Genomic DNA, 18,615 nt, shown 5'->3' with positions numbered 1-18,615 from the left:
CTGCAAAGGTGAGATAAACAAAATAAAACAGGCCGTAATGGCCTGTTTTTATTATTAATAAATCCAATATTTTACATATGCTATTTCTTGCGTTTGATTAAATGCAGCGGGATCACAAAGCTAAAAGTACTCCCTTTTCCCACTTCACTTGTAATCGTTAACTCACTATGGTGGTGATTAAGTGCGTGTTTAACAATCGCCAGCCCTAAGCCACTGCCGCCGGTTTGGCGAGAACGAGCACTATCGACACGGTAAAAACGCTCCGTTAAACGGGCAATGTGTTGTGGTGCAATACCTTCCCCCGTATCTGTCACACTAAAAAGCCCGCCCGTAGCCACACTTCGCCACTGTACGGTAATTTTGCCGCCAGGCTCTGTGTAGCGAATAGCATTAGAAATTAAATTAGAACAAGCACTTCTAAGTTGTAACTCATTACCGTGTGAATCGAGTCCTGATTCACAGTAAAAACTCAACTCATACCTATCTTGAGCAAGTGCTTTCGCTTCTTCTTTAAGGACTTCCATTAATTGCGACATATTAACGGTGTTCTCTAAATTTATATCTGCCGCATCTTCAATTCGCGAGAGCGCTAATAGCTGTTCGACCATGGATTGCATGCGTTGAGTCTGCTGCTGCATTAATGCCAGCGGCTTGACATTCATCGAATCAGGCTCTGCCATACTTTGCATCATTTCGAGGTAGCCCTGTAACACAGTGAGCGGCGTTTTAAGTTCGTGTGACACATTAGCGACAAACTCTTTACGCATTCCCTCTAGCTGACGTATACGAGTAATATCCCGCGCAATTAATAACAATTGTCTGTCACCATAAGCCATGATACGGATTTCAAGTAAACGCTTATCCGATACAGGCGAAGGTAACTCCAGCGGTTCTTTATATTGTGCACTTTTGATATAAGCGGAAAAATCAGGATGGCGGATTAAATTATCGATTCGTTGACCATTATCCTGCGGCCACACAAAACCGAGAATCAGTTGCGCTAACTTATTACACCATAAAATATTATGCTCAGAATCAAGCACCACAGCAGCATCGGGTAATGCTTCAGCTCCTTGACGGAATCGTGCTAAAAGCGCAGCAAGTTGCCCCACTCTACGGCGGTTTTTTCCCTGTAGGCGATAAATACCATTAAACACGCCCTCCCAACTACCGCTCCCTTGAGGTGGAGTGAGTTTTTTGTCTCGCCACAGCCAAAAGTTGAGACGTGTCAATTGCTGGTAATGCCAACACAGTAAACCGAGCAGACCAACAACGAGTATCCAGAGGGGCTTCCCTACCAATAAACCAATTAGCAAACAAAGCAGTAAATACACTGCCAAGCGTGTAAACAACCGGCACCCTGAATAAGAGTTAAACATAAATAAACCCAGACATCAGGCTAAATAAGAGAAGGACAAGATAGCCTAAAAGGCTACTTGTGCCTATCACTCATCAGCACTATATGCGTGTTGAAAAACGATAACCTGCACCACGAACCGTTTGGATCAAGCGATCATGACCAGACTCTTCAACGGCTTTACGAAGTCGTCTGATATGCACATCAACGGTTCTGTCTTCAACATACACATTGGTGCCCCATACATTGTCGAGCAACTGTTCACGGCTATAGACGCGTTCAGGGTGTGTCATAAAGAAGTGTAATAAACGGAACTCAGTCGGCCCCATATCAAGAACAGTATCACCCACACTCACCCTATGGCTCACAGGGTCAAGCAATAAGCCTTGTACATCAATGGTTTCTTCTAAACGAGTCGGTGCACTGCGACGCAATACAGCCTTAATACGTGCGACCAGCTCTTTTGGGGAAAAAGGCTTAGTAATGTAATCATCGGCGCCAACTTCAAGGCCTTTGACTTTATCTTCCTCTTCGCCGCGGGCGGTTAACATAATGATCGGAATTTGGCGGGTGAATTCATCTTGCTTTAAACGTTTTGCCAATTGAATGCCACTTCCGCCAGGAAACATCCAATCTAATAAAATCAGATCGGGGTAAGGCTCCTTTAGCAGCGCAATGGCCGAATCAAAATCTTCCGCCGCAGAGGTGGTAAACCCATGCTGTTCCATTACAAAAGTCAGCATCTCACGGATAGCTAACTCGTCTTCTACTATCAATATCCTTGCAGTCATAAGTGATTTTCTGTCAGTGAATGTCAACACGACTATTATTAGTCATTTTTATTACAGATTTATGAATAAGCGCACTATTTAAGCCATACAGTAACAATATTTGTCACAATAAGTTTATATAACTGTTTGTTTATAGCAATAAAAAAGGAGGCAACATGCCTCCTTAATTGAGTCTTAATGTTGAATTTAGAATTTGTGTTCTAAGCCAACACCTATATATTTGTCATCATCTGTAGACGCTTCTAATGAACGGTTCGTGTAGAAAGCGAATAGTTTAGTTGGTTTACCTAAGCTGTAATCCGCACCTACTGACCATGAATCACCAAGGTCTTCCATATCTTGGAACTGTGCTTTTAACGTCACAGCATCAATATCATAGGCAGCGCTTAACAGATAACCATTAACACTATCTGTGGAGACTTCAACAGGTAAGTTAGTTGAGTCTAATTTGTAAGTTTGTTCTTGTTGCTGGAACATACCGCCCAATTTAATACCCGCTAACTTAGCTTGTAATGTGGCACGAACAATCTCATATCCTGACACATCAGAGTCATAGGCAATAGATGCATAAACGGGAGTTTTCTTCAGCTTTGCATCGCCATACATGGCCGCTAAACTAAAGCCGTCTTGAGCAAATTGATCTTTTACAGCATTTCCTTCGGCAACATAGGTCACACCAAAGACAAAATCACCCATTGAAGGCGTGAGGTAAGTCGCCGTTTGAGCTGCGCGAACTTCACCCTTGAATAGTTTACCTAAGTCACCAGAAAGATCGTTGAATTGGTCAACATCACCTTGAGAAATTTTCAACAGGGTATCATTACGACCCACAGAGAACGAACCAAAAGCACCTTTCAAACCAACAAATTGGTTACGTGCAGTAAAGTTATCGCTTGATGCATTACCAGTATCAACTTGATATTCCACAGTATAGAAAGCTTCAAGCGAGCTAGACAGCGCAAAATCGCCCTTCACACCAAAACGAGAAGCATTACTTTGAATAGTTGTTGTAGCATCACCCTTCTCATCATTTGATTGAGCGGTGACATTCAACTTACCATAAACAGTCAGTGGTTCAGCGGCATAAGCTGAAGCCAGAGTTGTAGAAGCTAGCGCAGAAGCAAGTAGAGTTTTACAAAAAACGTTCATCATTTAATCCTTTCGACGTTATGTTCGTCTTGGTTATTGGTTTGGAACGACCGAAAGTGTGCAATGAATCTGTTTCAGTTTTATTTCAAGTGTGACAACTTAGGTGAATACACGGAAAAATAAGTCAGCAATAAAAATTAAATACCATTAATATCAATGATTAATAACTTAAAAACCGGAATGTTACAATTTAATGAATTCTGCATTAGCCCTTAGATTAAGCTATTGCGTGTAGGTTTACCCCGCCCCAACTATGCCGTAAACTGCCACTTTATTTTCCTATGAGCGCCTCTTATGTGGTTTAAAAATCTTACTCTTTATCGTTTTAATAAACCTTTTGCCGTCGAAACTGAAGCACTTGAAACCGCACTTGCAGATTTCACTTTCTCCCCATGCTCAAGCCAAGACATCAGTAAATTTGGGTTTTCCAATGCCTTAGGAAAAAAAGGCAGTTCCTTGGTGCATAGTGCCAACAATCGCCATTTAATTTGTGTGACTAAAGAAGAAAAAATGCTCCCAGGCCAAGTCATCAAGGAAGCACTTGAAGAAAAAGTGGCTCTCATTGAGGATGAAGAAAATCGAAAACTGGCAAAAAAAGAAAAAGATGCTCTTAAAGATGAAATTATCACCAGTTTGTTACCACGGGCATTTTCACGCCGTAGCCAGACTCGCGCACTGATTTTACCTGAACTTGAAATGATCCTCGTTGATAGTTCAAGTGCCACTAAGGCCGAAGAATTATTAGCGTTATTACGTAAATCTCTCGGCAGTTTGCCAGTGATCCCCTTAAGTTTTAAAGCGCCTGTTGAGTCTCATTTAACCGAATGGTTAAAGAATGGCAGTGCACCATTACCCTTTGAAATGCAAGATGAAGCAGAGCTTAAATCAGAAGCAGATGAAGGTGGCATTGTACGTTTTAAGCAACAGGATCTAAAAGAAGATGAAGTGCTCGCTCACTTAGCGACGGGCAAACAAGTTCATAAATTAGCCCTGCACTTTGGTCAATCTATCGCGCTATTGCTGCAATCGGATGCTAGCGTGAAACGTCTTAAATTCTCTGAAGAATTTAGAGCGGGGAACGATGAAGTCGGTACTGATGATCCTATGGCACGTTTAGATGCTGATTTTGCATTAATGGGTAGCGAGTTAGTTGCCTTAATGCACGCACTTGTATCAGCCCTTGGCGGACTAGAAGAAACACAAGACTAACTCTTCACTTAATAACGAGTACATGATAAAAAAGCGCGCTAAATTAGGCGCGCTTTTAATCCAGATAACAACATAAATACGTTAGATTTTAACCGCTAATTCGCCTCGATTATCAAAAGGCCACTCAATACCCAACCATGCCTTAAAGAACGCCTTTTGCTGCTTAGTTGCATTAGCATTGCCCTTTAACATCAGCATACCACTTTGTTGCTCACCCAGTTTCAGAGTCACTTGCTTGATTTTATCGTTGCTAAATAAGGTTACTTCAATGCTATCGCCAGCATTAAAATCTTTTATCCGTTTATTAAAGCCTGTAGCTGTTACCTTAAGACCATTAATCGCGAGGACTTCATCACCCGCTACAATGCCCGCTTGCCATGCGGGACCATTACGCAATACTTGATCTAATACCAAAGATCCATATTTACTGCTTAAGGTCATGCCCGCAAATGCCTCAGCTTTGGAATCCTTTCCATAGGACATAACCAAACCAGCCTGTGCTAACAGATCTGGGTAATCTAGGCTTATAGGACGATTCACATTAGCGTGCCACCAAGGAGTGTAATCTTTACCTGATAAATCTTTTAGAATTTGCTGCACATCATTGATCGTATATCCCTTCGGCACCCGATGATTTTGATATAAACGACGGTGCACATCACGGTAAGAATGCTTCAGTTTAGAGTCTTCGAGAAGTGAGAAGTCTAAGGCTAAAGAGGTTAAGTAGCCCTCGGAGTAAATATTCACACTGTGATTAATCGCATAATCGCCACCCGTACTAGCCCATTGCCCTGCACTGGCCTCGGCGACAGATTGAGTTTCTCGCCCTGGATTAAGTTGGTTTTTTTCAATACGTTTGGCTAAATCGTCGAGAAACTCTTTTGGTGTCATCACACCTGCCCGAAGGAGTAACTGTCCTTGGAAATAGCTAGTTGAACCCTCGGCCATCCATAATAATTCCGTCATATTTTCATGCTGGTAATCATAGGGGACGAGTCCATCAGGGCGATAAGCTTTGACATTCCAAGTGTGGATAAATTCGTGGGATGCCGTACTAATAAAGCGTAAATAATCCCTACGTTCCCGAAAACTAAAACGGGGTAGCTGAATAATAGTGGAGTTTAAATGTTCAGTCGCCCCACTTGCGCCACTGGTAGCATGTACCATATAAACATAACGCTCAAAAGGATAATCGTCCCAAATGGCTTTTGTTTGACGACTTAATGCAGTTAAATCCTTAACTATTTTATCGACGTTGTAATTTCCTTCTCCCCAAAAAACAAGCTCATACTTTTTCCCATCTGCACTGAAGTTTCTATGAGTACTGATGCCTGTTTCAATAGGAGAGTCAATTAACACGTCATAATTGGGCGCAATAAAAGAATGGGCTAAATGACCAGAAGCCATTCCCGAATAGCTTTGCCATGTTTTAGGCACTTTTAACTGCACTTCAACGGGTTCAGCTCTAAATTGCGGACTGTACATAAACACACCACTGGCATCTAAAAACGCATGACTGGCATCAATATGACGAACCCGTTGATCTAATTCATTAGCATATAACTGGTAAGTTACCGTCACACGGGTCGGTTGTTTGAGCGTAACTTGCCATTCACCGCTCGCCGTGCGCTTCCATGGCAGTTCATTACCTTTACTGTCTTGAGCGCTAAAGAGGCGCACGCCATCGGCTAAAGGTAATACTTGATATTTCCCCGTACGCCACACAGGAAGATTAACGGTAAAACTGTGACCACTCGTCTCAGGAAACATGACCCTAACATGTGCCAAATGCTGCTCTGGCTGGCTTAAGTCAATTTCATAGTTTACATCAGCAAATACACTGGCTGAAAAAAATCCACTTAGCATCAAGATTGATAATCTGTTGGGTTTCACTCTTGCTTCCTTCTGTTATTATGCTTCTTATAATTTCCCCAAGTATAACAAGTCGATGTAGCAAGCTCATTAGTCGCTAACAAAAGCTAACAAAATATATTCCTTGCCCTAGGAAAGATGAGATCAGTATAAAAATGCAAAAAATTATTGTTATTTTATTGACGCTGTTAATGTCGGTTTCCTGGAGTGTTCAGAGTCGTGATCTTGAATCTGAAGAAGTTGAACTGCGTGAAACACCGCAAAACATGTACGACACCCTACATAAATCGCTCTCTTTCCCTATTGTCTTTAAAAATCGTGAACAATTCGAGCATGTAGCCCAAGAGCAAGGTTATAAGCCAGCAGAATTTATGCATCTTTTGCAATTACTGGCACGACTTAATATGGAACCCAATGTTAAATCTAAAGTTGGAGTTCAAGACGCAAATGCCATCATAGCGCTACTCGCAAGTATTGCCGAATCGCCCTATGAACAAGCCTTTGTTGCTATGTTGAAGGGGAGGTATATTGGTCGAACAGAACAAAAGTATCAAGAAGCAATAACCCTCTATAACGAGGCGCTCAGCCGTATCAATGACAGCTTTGATATTGAAGCCATGCTGCTTAAGCACACCATTCACGAGCATTTAGGTGGTTTACATTTAGTCATACGCCAAGATGTTCCCGCCTTAATGCACTTTCATACCTATCGTGATATCGCCTATAAGCTACGAAATGATTATCTGATTGCTGCTGCGGAATCAAAACTTGGCCATTATTACAATAAAAATCAGCAACTAACTAAATCATTACAACATTACAGTGAAGCCATTCGGCTCTCTAACCGCTCTAACTATCCCTCAATGAAAACCCACCTACAGCTGCAGTTAGCCAAGGTTTATCGTGATTTAAAGCAATGGGATGAAGCGCTGAAGAATGCCCATGAAGCCGCTGACGGTTTTAAAAAAATGGGCAATGATACTTATCTATCGAGTTGTATGACTGTCATCGCCATGGTGTACGGTGAACAAGGAGACTGGAATAAAGCTATTGATTACTACCTTAATGCCCAGCAATTAGATGCTAAACGCGGTAACTATATTGCCCAAGGTTTAAACTACCATAACCTTGGGCAAGCCTATTCAAATATCAGTGACAACACGAATGCCTTAAAATATTTATTAATGGCAAATCAAATCTTTCAAGAAAAGCAAAGTCATCATTATTTAGTGTATAACGAATTATTGATTGGTGAAGTAGCCAAAACCAATCAGGATTGGCCATTGATGATGAGTCATGCCGATAATGCATTGGTGCTTGCAACCGAACTAAAACTGATGGACGAGCAAAAATCCGCATTAACACTCATCGCCCTCGCGGCAGAAAATTTAGGAGAACAGGGTAAAACCATAGAGACACAAAAGCAGATCATTGAATTAAGTTCACAAGAGCAAAATACAGATAAAGCCCCATCTGTATCACCATCAACGCTCGCAGAGCAGCAACTCAAGCTTGAACTTAGCCTGTTACAAAATAAATTTAATGAAGCTCAGCAAGAAACCCAAAACACCTATAAGCTATTGGTATTATGTGGTTTTATTCTGACATTATTTATTATCATTATGTTGATACAACTCAAATCTCGCCGCCAAATCAAAATCGAAAATAAAGCGTTAGCACAACTCAGTCAGCAGGAAGCTTTTACCCATCACCTAGGATATGCTGCTTTACTTGCACATTTAAGCCCTGGACATTTAAACCAAAAACAACCATCAACAGCCGCACTAGGCTTAATTGAATTTCCAGAGCACGTCACGACGGATCTTCACTATGGCCAATACTTTGCCAATACCATAAACACTAAATTGGCGGCCCTAATATCTGATGCACTATCCCTACCCGTCTATGTTATACGTCAAGGAGTATTTGCCGTTCGATTCAACCATGGGATAGAACCAGAGCAAATTATCAGCCAAATTCGACAGTACCTCGATAGACAAGCATTGACCCAGACGTTTAAGCTCGGATTTATTAACTTACCTCTGCTGGTTAAATCAGAAATGAAAATGGCGCCTCAACTTCAATTTGAGACAGCGCAAATGGCCCTCGCCTGCGCGCGTAGCATACCGACTCAAGGCGATCATTATGTCAGTCTTAGAGCACTCGATTTTGTACCGCCAACGCTCTTTGCAAATCCGCTCTTTTTACATCTCGAGAAGGGCATTGAACGCGGATTGATCCGCGTGGAAACCAACGCAAATAAAGACGATATCCATTGGCCTTGCTGGGAAAATAACCAATATAGACAATTACTGGAAAATATTTGATCAATATCAGTCATTAATCACGGGGACACAGCCAAATCGCATTTGCACTCTACTGTCATTGTTATAACATTAGTAGCATATCGACTTCACAGCTAATCTGGACATAGGATCGTCATGCTTTTTAGCCTTGCAGAGTTAGGAAAATACTCCGGATGAAGGATTCAAACGCAACCGTTTCACAACTTGCATTATTACAACAAAAACTTCACTCGGCCAAACTCGCCTTAGATGAAGTCAATGAAGATAGAAATGCCAAGTTACAAACACTACTCCAATTTATTGGCCATTTAAGCCTAGCCTGTAAAGGGCAAAACCTTGAACTGGATAATAAGCTCGCTAAACTTCGCCATAACTTAAGTACGTTTGAGCGGATCGATGAGGCATTACCAGAATTAGTGGATGTTGAACGCCTATTAAAAGGCCAATATCACCATGTGATGGTACAACTCGAAGAAAGTCGAGCGGGATTAGCCCAAGTGGTTCGTCAGATCCAACGCGTTAACTCTGCACCCGAAAAACTCAAAAAAGAAGTTAACTATTTCAAGCAGGATCTTTCCAAACCTTTCCATACAGTTTGGGAATATATTCCTAAAGTTAAACAAATTATTGGCTTTTACGAAACCATATTACAGCAGCAATTTAGCGAATCAGAAAAGCTTGAAATTCTACCTAAGCACAGACAACTTGCCCATGAACTAGCCCATATGATTTCGGAAATTGAATTCCGTAAAGATCAACGTGATCAAGTGTTAGTCATAAAGGAAATGCTAGCCTCCGATATAGAAATCGATAATTTACTCGAAGCTTATCAAACCATTTTATCTTTATTGCTTGATAACATCGCACGGGAAAAGTCGGCATCCCAAGAATTTTTATACGCCTTAAATGATGCCCTAGCCGCGGTACGGGAAGTGGTCAGTGAATCCTACAACCACACCCAACGCAGTTTTCAGCTAAAAACACAGTTAAACAGAGAGATCAATACTCGGGTTGATAACGCAGGAGCAATCATATTAGATGTTGAAGATGTGGTTGATCTTAAAGCAAAGCTTACCGAACAGTTAAACTCGATCCGCTCGGCATTAGCCCGTAAAGAAGCCTTGGAACAGAGGGAACAAGCACTGTTGCGTAAATCCATGGAAACAATGCGCAAAGAACTCAATGAACTCAGTACCGAAGCAAATACCTATAAAGAACGGTTATTCGAGCAACAAAAACTCAATTTATTAGATAGCTTAACGCAATTACCTAATCGCGCAGCCTTAGAAGAACGCATGGAGTTGGAATACCGTAACTATCAACGTCATAAGAGCCCATTGTGGGTGGCGGTTGCCGATATTGATCATTTTAAAACCATTAATGACAGTTTTGGCCACAGTACTGGTGATAAAACATTGCAGGTGATTGCGATGGCACTTAAGAACTCCCTACGAGATACAGAATTTGTTGCACGCTACGGCGGTGAAGAATTTGTCCTCTTACTACCCGATGTTGGTAACGGTGATATTGTTCAACTTTTAAACAGAGTGCGTGAAAAAGTAAAAAACATTCCATTTAAATTTAAAAATCAGAGAATTACAGTTACAGTATCTATAGGGGCTGCACAAGTTATGGGGAATGAACTCATACATGAGACCTTCGAACGCGCCGATGCAGCACTCTATAAAGCAAAACATGAAAGCAGAGACAGGGTTGTGATTGACGTATAGTTAAGACCGACTATACGCCTCCTCTTATCACTCCTGTCAAACGAAGGAGTGATAAATGATAGTAAAAGTTAGCCCTAAAGGTAGCATGGATCAGCTTTCACAACTTGAAGTTGATCGCCTCAAAAAAAGCGCAAAAAGCGCATTGTATCAACTGTATCGTAACTGCTCACTCGCTGTACTTGCCGCTGGTTTAAAAACCGATAATTCTAAAGCCCTATTTGAACAATACAAAAACTTTGATATCAATGTCCTACAACGGGAACGCGGAGTTAAATTAGAACTCATCAATCCACCCGAACAGGCTTTTGTCGATGGCCAAATTATCACGGGTATTCAAGAACATCTGTTCTCTGTACTCAGGGATATTCTTTATATTAGCGACAAATATGAAACCCTAAAATACATCAATCTTGCCAATGCCAGCCATATTACTAACGTTGTCTTTGATATTCTGCGTAATGCGAGAGCCATTGCGCCAATGAAAGATCCCAATGTGGTCGTTTGTTGGGGTGGACACAGCATTAATGCCATCGAATATCAATATACCCGTGAGGTCGGCTATCAACTCGGACTGAGAGAACTCGATATCTGCACTGGTTGTGGCCCAGGAGCGATGGAAGGGCCAATGAAAGGTGCCGCGATTGGCCACGCAAAACAACGGATAAAGAATGCCCGCTATATTGGTTTGACAGAGCCTAGTATTATCGCTGCCGAGCCCCCTAATCAAATTGTCAATGAACTGGTGATTTTACCCGATATTGAAAAACGCTTAGAAGCCTTTGTACGCCTCGGGCACGGTATCATTATTTTCCCGGGTGGCGCGGGAACGGCTGAAGAACCGCTCTATATTTTGGGCATTTTACTGAATAAAGAAAATCAGGAAACGCCCTTCCCACTGATCCTCACAGGTCCCACGGAAAGCGCCGATTATTTCATAAAAATAGACGAGTTTATTGCCGCAACCTTAGGGGATGAAGCACAGAAAAAATATCAAATTATCATTGATAATCCCGCAGAGGTGGCTCGGGTAATGAAACAAGGTATGGAACAAGTCAAAGCCTACCGCAGAGCAACAGGCGATGCGTATCAATACCAATGGGCATTGAAGATTGAAGCGGAGTTTCAACTGCCCTTTATCCCAAGCCATGATGTCATGGCCAACTTGGATTTACACTTAAACATCGACAAAGCAAAACTTGCCGCCAACCTACGAAAAGCCTTTTCGGGTATAGTAGCGGGTAATGTTAAATCGGATACAATCAAACAAATAGAGCATTTGGGTCCCTTCCAATTGAAAGGTGATCCAATACTGATGGATATGATGGATAACCTGTTGAGTGCGTTTGTGCAGCAACAGAGAATGAAACTTCCCGGCACAGCTTATGTACCATGTTATCAGATAGTTAAATAAGGTCGTTAGCAAACCAAGCCAATGAATAAGTTTTTAATCATCGATGGTCTCAACTTGGTTCGCCGTATTTATGCGGCGATCCCCGATGAGAACGATATGGAAAGCCTTAAGGAGCGCGTCACTTCGGCATGCACTAAATTGCTGCGCGTCCACCACCCTTCCCATATAGCTATCGTGTGGGATGGAGATGAAATTTCATGGCGTAAACAACTTTACCCCGACTATAAAAAAGGCCGTAAACCTATGCCTGAGCCACTTGCACAGGGACTCAGAGCATTACAGGAGCATTTAGCCACACTTAATATCGCCTCTATCTATGCCGCCGCAGAAGCCGATGATGTGATTGCCACTCTTGCGGTGAAAACGGCTAAAGCACAAGGAGAAGCCATAATCGTTTCCACTGATAAAGGCTTTAGCCAGCTCAATCATCCACGCATTACTCAGTGGGATCATTTTAATCAGCAATACCTAGATATTGCTGCATTAGAACAAAAACTGGGCGTTGACCGTAGCCAGTTTCTCGATTTAATGGCGCTGGCAGGAGACAGCGGTAACAAGATCCCGGGTATTGCAGGCATAGGTCCAAAATCGGCGGCAGAACTTTTAAAGACCTTCAGGACATTAAGCACACTCTTTTCATCATTACCTAACTTGGGCGCTAAACAAGCGAAGAAACTGGCCGAGGGTAAAGAAATGGCGCGTCTCAGTTATAAGCTGGCGCAATTGCAAACGGATTTGCCTCTCAATATCAATTTAAAAGACTTCCGAGCAAACAGCACACCTCATCCAGCCCCCAATATAGAGCAATAAATGTATTGTTAACACTAAGTTGCAATAAACACATTTACCTTGGTGTAACAAAAGCGTATTTTATGGTCGAACTAGGGCGATTCATTCGATGAGGAAAGGGATTAGTTTAAATGAAATCAAAAACTTCAGTAATTATCGGTAGTATTTTTGCTGCTTATGTTGCGTTTGTGGCCGTGATAGTCCTCGTATATGAACCCACTCCCGATGAGATGAATTGGGAAGATAGACAAGCCTACTTGAACCAAAAAGTTAACGATCTAACCCTAGGGCAAGATATTACCGAAGTGAGAGCAATGTTAGGCAAGGCTGATTTTTCAGAGGCTAAAACACTTGATACACACCAACTTCAAGTGCTTTTTTATCGTACTCACCATGAAAAATCAGATGGAATAACAACGAAAGGGGAATGTACTCCGCTGATATTTAAAAATAATAAACTTATCGCTTGGGGGACTGATACTTATAAACAGTACCTTGAGGCAGGGACAGATACCAGTTTAAATACCAGTAATGAAGCTCGTTTAGCCAATGAGTAATAGATGCTTGAATCTATTGAATAAAAACGCCACTGAATAAGTGGCGTTTTTGGATCATACTCAATATCCCGAGGGCAAGACTTTATTCACCAGTCTGATATTCTATATAGGCTTCACCTTTACTGAGCCATTCTGGTGCAGGTTTACCCTTCAAATAATGGTCGAAATATTCCATCATGCGAATACTGTAATCGAGCTTGTTTGGATATTTTTTCAAATGATGCGGTTCATCTTCATATTGCAAAAACACCACCTCTTTACCCGCACGGCGCATCGCTAAATACATTTCAATACCTTGCTCCCAAGGTACTGCATCATCCTTATCGCCAAACATAATCATTAAAGGCGTTTGAATACGATCAGCATAAAATACTGGTGAGTTTTCAATGTATTTTTGTGGTGCAGCAAACAAACTGGCACCAATACGACTCTGCCCAGTTTCATACTGGAACTGGCGTGCAAGCCCTGTACCGTGGCGAATACCGCTATATCCACTGATCATATTAGCAACTGGTGCTCCCGCCACAGCAGCCTTAAACATCTTAGTTTGAGTAATAGCAAATACCGTTTGATAACCACTCCATGAATGACCTTGCAAACCGATGGCATTGGGATCGGCAATCCCGATATCGATTAACTTTTGTACGCCAGAAGTAAGTGCTTGTACTGAACTTGCGCCAGGATAACCAATATCAAACCGAATATCCGGTAAGAAGATGGCATAACCATTATCGGCATACCAAGCAAAATTGGGCCTATGGTTGATGTGCATCGATGGAAATGCATGCAATCTATCCGTCATCACTTGGTAGTAATAAACCAGTACTGGATAGCGCTTACCTTGTTGATAATGGGTCGGCTTTATTAATACACCATCTAATGGTTTACCATCACCATTAGTCCAGTGGACTAACTCGGATTGACTCCAATTAAAGGCTTGTCGCTGTTTATCTAACTCGGTTTGTTTCACTGCATTTTGTGGTGCGTTATAGCTCGCAGTATATAAATCGGGGAATAAATCAAAACGCTCCTTTGAAAAAAGGAGCGTATCGGCGTCTTTACTGCGCCCCAAGACACTGAGTTTATACTCACCTTGCATCAATGTGTTAACACCAGCGGTGCCAAGCGTTGCTTGATAGAACCCATCGGCTTTAGTTTTATCGCTGTAACCATGAAGTAATACAGTCGCATTATGTGAAAGCTCGGTCGGCTCATCGGGATTATCCACTAAACCTTCGATCCGATATTGGATTTTTTGTGCGCGCCCTTGCCCCGCGGTTAACACAAAACCCGCTTTAGACTCAGTATTAAACTGCCAAACATCGTATTTGTCATAAACTAAAAAGCCCGCATCATCTTTTAGCCAAGGGCCAAAACCATATCCCGGTGCGCTAGAGGGATAGTCATGATCTTCATCGGCAAAACTAACCTTTAAAGATTGAGTCAGATTAGTGCGACGCCCCTCTGCAATATCATAAAGATAAACGTGACCCTGCTGATAATAAGCCACATATTTACCCTTCCCTGAGAGTGTTGGCTCTGCATCACTTGGCTGCTGCGTTAGAAATAACACCTTACGACCAGTATTAATATCAACAAGATAGTAATCTTGATAGAAGCCAGCCCAGGTTGTCATCTTACGATAGGGTAAATCTGAACTCGCCAACATAAAGCGTTTATGTTGTGAAATCGTCACATCGGGAACAGTTTGATCGCCAAGCTGTACCACATTATTCGAGCCTAAATGTAAAACGGCAAGATAAGTACGTTGTTGTTCTTTCTCATATTGTTTGATTTCATTAGGTTTAATTCGCGGGTCATCACCATGCCACACCTTAAGCCCACGCAGACCTGTGACAATTTCTTTATCGTACAGATCCTTTTCTTCGGTAATTTTCTTCAGGCTTAGCTGCTGACTAACCTCAGGGACACGGCCGAAAAAGAGTCGCTCACTGTCTAATGAGAAGCTTAAACTAGTGTAGCGATTGAGTTTCCACTCGGATGAATCAGGGACTTTACTGAGTTTGCCCGACTGCAGATCAACCAGCGATAACTGATAGCTGCGGCCATAAGGTAACTCGCTGTCTTTGCCCTGCGTAAATGCAAGCCAACGACCATTTTTTGCCAATGCCAAAGCACCAATCTGCTGACTATTCGATTCAAAAACCGTAGATTGCTGCTGGGAGGTTAAATCCACTAATCGCAATTGATGTCGCTGATTAGCGATATCATTGATTGCCAGTGCAAGTCTGCGGCTATCTTTATCAAGAACATAGGCCGTAACATGCTCTGCATCAATTCGTTGTGCTTGGTTTTCTAAATTGATCAAACTAAAACGTCGGCCTTGATCAAACTTATCCACTTTGGACTTTTCGGCCTTAACAGGGCCTCCCGTTAATATTTCTGCGGTTTCAATAGCCTCTTTGGGATCTTTTGGCGTTTCCTCATCAGCCTCAAACCAAATTGCGAGATGGTTACCCGCATGACTAAACGCAAATTCCTTCACGCGTTCGAAGCGAGTCAGTGTGCCCGTTTGAGTATCGAGCAATACCATGTCAGCCTTGAGTTGCTTCTTTGTCTTAGCATCAGAGGTTTCAACGGTAAGTAAACTAGGTTTCACCACCATAGCCACATAACGACCATTGTGACTAATCATAGGTTCTGAACCACCCGCGATATTATAGTCTTGGCCAGTGTGTACATTTTTTATTATCGTATGGCTATCGCCCCGATCAGGAGCTGACTCCACCGCAAATACTCGACCATTATCGGCAATAACAGGCTTGCCGAGAGATTCAAAATGCATGATGTCCGTTAAGGTGAGCGGCTTAGTGCGGGTTTCGGCCTGCACCGCAGATAATGCCCCGAGGGATAACAGAACCAGAGATGTGATAGGGAGTAACTTCAATGTCTTCCTCTTTTATGTATTTGTTAGACTAAAGTAGACTTTTTTAACTATTGGCCCTCCATCATCGTTATAACCCAGTATTTTTACAAGTTTTAGCACATAAAAAATCGTGATATCGCTCACTATTTCCTGTGAAGTTTGACCAAAGGTGGTTAAAATAATGGGGAGAAAAATACCAAATTCATAGTCCTGCTATCCAGTTAACACTGGGGCAGACAATTGCAGTAACGACGAACCGTGGAAGGACTTCTCCATGTCAAAAAGAACGATAACCGTAATTCCAGGTGATGGAATTGGCCCAAGTATTATTGATTCAGCCTTAAAAATTCTTGATAAAGCAGGTTGTGATTTTGAATATGAATTTGCCGATGCTGGTTTAACAGCACTCGAAAAACAAGGCGAGTTACTTCCACAGCGTACCTTAGAACTTATCGAAAAAAATCGCATCACCCTCAAAGGTCCACTCACAACACCAGTAGGTGAAGGCTTCACTTCTATCAACGTGACATTACGTAAAAAATTCGGCCTGTACGCAAACGTGCGCCCAGTATTGTCCTTCAAGGGAACCCAAGCCCGTTACGAAAACATTGATATCATCACAGTACGTGAAAACACCGAAGGTATGTATTCTGGCCACGGTCAAAAAGTGTCAGACGATGGTTTAACCGCTGAAGCCACCAGTATTGTGACTCGCCAAGGCGCAGAGCAAATCGCCACTTTCGCCTACGAACTGGCCCGTAAAGAAAACCGTAAAAAAGTCACTATCGTGCACAAGGCCAACATTATGAAGTCAACTTCAGGCTTGTTCCTGAAAGTGGCCCGTGAAGTGAGCCTACGCTACCCAGACATCAAAACCGAAGAAATGATCGTCGATGCAACCTGCATGAAGTTAGTCATGAACCCAGAGAACTTCGATGTGATCGTGACCACCAACCTATTCGGTGACATTTTATCTGACCTGTGTGCTGGCTTAGTCGGTGGTTTAGGTATGGCACCGGGCGCAAACATTGGCCGTGATGCAGCGATTTTCGAAGCGGTTCATGGTAGTGCACCCGATATCGCCGGTAAAAACCTCGCCAATCCAACCTCCGTCATTTTGGCCTCGATTCAAATGCTGGAATATTTAGGCATGGCTGATAAAGCGGAACAAATCCGTAAAGCAGTATCTGCTGTCATCGAAGAAGGTGACCGTACGACTCGCGATTTAGGCGGCACCCACGGCACCACAGACTTCACTCAAGCGGTACTCGATCGCCTAAGTTAAGATTGAAGCGAAACTCATTAAACTAAAAAGCCCCAAGGTTTCCTTTGGGGCTTTTTGTTTTTTTAATAAGCAGTGGTGTTAGCTCACACCCGCATAGTTAATTCCACGCGGTATTAGGACGTAGCCATAAATGCACTGTTACTTCATCACGGTCGTGATAAAGATGCTTACACTGTACTTTAAAATCAGTCACACCATTCTCTTTAAGAATCGTCTGCATGGTCTCAAGAATGGCAGTCACTTCTTTATAGCGGCTCTTCATCGGTAATTTAAGATTAAAAATCGCTTCCTTAAACCAACCGTTAATCGCCCAAGCTTCAATCAGTTCGGCAACGCGCGCAGGTTTCTCAACCATATCACATACTAACCAATAGATATTTTTGCGCTGCGGCTCGAAACGGAAACCGTCTTCACGGTAATGTTTCACTTGACCCGTTTCCATCAGTTTTTCATCCATGGGGCCATTATCAACCGCTGACACAAACATACCACGGCGAACCAATTGGTAAGTCCATCCCCCTGGGCAAGCGCCCAAATCCACTGCATTCATGCCACTGCGAATACGTTCTTCCTGCTCTTCCTTAGGCACGAATTGGCCAAAGGCTTCGTCGAGTTTCAAACTAGAACGACTCGGTGCATCCGCCGCCATTTTAAGGCGTGGAATGCCCATAAAATGTGGCGAACTGTTATTACTGTAGGAATAACCCACATAGGCACGGCCGGGGCCAATAAAACACACGTGGATAATCGGACGTTTGGGATTTTCCTGCGCAAGCAAACTACCTGATTTTTTCAAATGCTGGCGTAACGGCACAGTGAACTTACGGCAAAAAGCCGAGAGCTCTTTCGCTTCGTTCGTATCAGGTGTTTCAACCCGCACTTCACCCGCTTTGCTGACGTCACTGAGCGCCGCAACGATTGGGCTTATTCTGTCATTTTCAGGCAAGTCGACTAACAAGTCGCTAGCAGCAAACATCTGGCGGGCGAAAATGAGCGAATCTAAAGGTAATTGTTTGACTAATGTATCGGCAGCGTCTTCTTCAAAACATTGGTATACAACATAAGCGTCGTTATTGTTGGCTTTAACAAAGCCACCCACATTGAGCTCACCGGCTCGCTGTTGGATTTCTGCAGCGCATTCTTTTTCAAAACCTGCGCGGCAAAATAAAAATAGGTTTTTCATGGGGATCCCTGAGAAATCCAAGCCAAAGCATTGGCTGACTATCGATTTGGGCGCCAGTATACCAATTTCAATCCACAAATGCCCTATTT

General features: G+C 42.6%; 13 protein-coding genes. 7 read left to right on the top strand and 6 right to left on the bottom strand.

Features of this window, described 5'->3' with window-relative positions; genetic code table 11:
* Positions 1-80: 80 nt before the first annotated feature.
* The 3 genes from phoR to JEZ96_RS06115 all read right to left on the bottom strand — a co-directional run bounded on the left by phoR (position 81) and on the right by JEZ96_RS06115 (position 3,300).
* A complete protein-coding gene (phoR, locus tag JEZ96_RS06125; protein WP_128090133.1) occupies positions 81-1,379 on the bottom strand; it encodes a phosphate regulon sensor histidine kinase PhoR in 1,299 nt (432 codons plus the stop codon).
* A gap of 79 nt (positions 1,380-1,458) precedes the next feature.
* On the bottom strand, positions 1,459-2,148 hold the full coding sequence (gene phoB / locus JEZ96_RS06120; protein ID WP_011623460.1) for a phosphate regulon transcriptional regulator PhoB: 690 nt from the start codon (positions 2,146-2,148) through the stop codon (positions 1,459-1,461).
* 186 nt (positions 2,149-2,334) lie between these two features.
* Entirely contained in the window at positions 2,335-3,300 is a 966-nt protein-coding gene (locus tag JEZ96_RS06115) for a porin (RefSeq protein WP_011790080.1), read from the bottom strand.
* A 291-nt stretch (positions 3,301-3,591) separates the two neighbouring features.
* Between JEZ96_RS06115 and rdgC the strand changes: the two genes are divergently transcribed.
* A complete protein-coding gene (gene rdgC / locus JEZ96_RS06110; protein ID WP_014610181.1) occupies positions 3,592-4,506 on the top strand; it encodes a recombination-associated protein RdgC in 915 nt (304 codons plus the stop codon).
* Positions 4,507-4,587: 81 nt separating this feature from the next.
* On the opposite strand, the gene JEZ96_RS06105 is transcribed toward rdgC, so the two are convergent.
* Complete coding sequence (locus tag JEZ96_RS06105; protein WP_061782685.1) at positions 4,588-6,399, bottom strand: M61 family metallopeptidase; 1,812 nt, start codon at positions 6,397-6,399, stop codon at positions 4,588-4,590.
* Between the two features lie 134 nt (positions 6,400-6,533).
* Between JEZ96_RS06105 and JEZ96_RS06100 the strand changes: the two genes are divergently transcribed.
* From JEZ96_RS06100 to JEZ96_RS06080, 5 genes are all read left to right on the top strand, one after another.
* The gene (locus tag JEZ96_RS06100; RefSeq protein ID WP_025007429.1) at positions 6,534-8,705 is read left to right on the top strand and encodes a tetratricopeptide repeat protein; all 2,172 of its coding nucleotides are present in this window, start codon (positions 6,534-6,536) and stop codon (positions 8,703-8,705) included.
* A gap of 152 nt (positions 8,706-8,857) precedes the next feature.
* Positions 8,858-10,414, top strand: a complete 1,557-nt coding sequence (locus JEZ96_RS06095) for a GGDEF domain-containing protein (protein ID WP_011790084.1) — start codon at positions 8,858-8,860, stop codon at positions 10,412-10,414.
* A gap of 55 nt (positions 10,415-10,469) precedes the next feature.
* Complete coding sequence (gene ppnN, locus JEZ96_RS06090; protein ID WP_128090134.1) at positions 10,470-11,825, top strand: nucleotide 5'-monophosphate nucleosidase PpnN; 1,356 nt, start codon at positions 10,470-10,472, stop codon at positions 11,823-11,825.
* A 21-nt stretch (positions 11,826-11,846) separates the two neighbouring features.
* Complete coding sequence (xni, locus tag JEZ96_RS06085) at positions 11,847-12,635, top strand: flap endonuclease Xni (RefSeq protein ID WP_011918957.1); 789 nt, start codon at positions 11,847-11,849, stop codon at positions 12,633-12,635.
* A gap of 110 nt (positions 12,636-12,745) precedes the next feature.
* Positions 12,746-13,171: a DUF3192 domain-containing protein gene (locus tag JEZ96_RS06080; RefSeq protein WP_011790087.1), complete on the top strand. Its 426-nt coding sequence runs from the start codon at positions 12,746-12,748 to the stop codon at positions 13,169-13,171.
* A gap of 82 nt (positions 13,172-13,253) precedes the next feature.
* On the opposite strand, the gene JEZ96_RS06075 is transcribed toward JEZ96_RS06080, so the two are convergent.
* Positions 13,254-16,079: a S9 family peptidase gene (locus JEZ96_RS06075; RefSeq protein WP_128090135.1), complete on the bottom strand. Its 2,826-nt coding sequence runs from the start codon at positions 16,077-16,079 to the stop codon at positions 13,254-13,256.
* A gap of 253 nt (positions 16,080-16,332) precedes the next feature.
* On the opposite strand from JEZ96_RS06075, the gene JEZ96_RS06070 reads away from it, so the two are divergent.
* Positions 16,333-17,343 carry an isocitrate dehydrogenase gene (locus tag JEZ96_RS06070; RefSeq protein WP_011790092.1) on the top strand — a complete coding sequence of 337 codons (1,011 nt, stop codon included), beginning with the start codon at positions 16,333-16,335 and terminating at the stop codon, positions 17,341-17,343.
* A 97-nt stretch (positions 17,344-17,440) separates the two neighbouring features.
* Here the strand turns inward: JEZ96_RS06070 and rlmM are convergent, their stop codons facing one another.
* Positions 17,441-18,526 (bottom strand): 23S rRNA (cytidine(2498)-2'-O)-methyltransferase RlmM, encoded by a 1,086-nt coding sequence (gene rlmM, locus JEZ96_RS06065; RefSeq protein WP_014610176.1) that lies wholly within the window; start codon positions 18,524-18,526, stop codon positions 17,441-17,443.
* Positions 18,527-18,615: the final 89 nt, after the last annotated feature.

This window comes from Shewanella putrefaciens (assembly GCF_016406325.1).
In the GTDB taxonomy this organism is placed as follows: Bacteria; Pseudomonadota; Gammaproteobacteria; order Enterobacterales; family Shewanellaceae; genus Shewanella; species Shewanella putrefaciens.
Note: the sequence above shows the minus strand (reverse complement) of the source record. Positions and strands in the feature narration are given on the sequence as shown.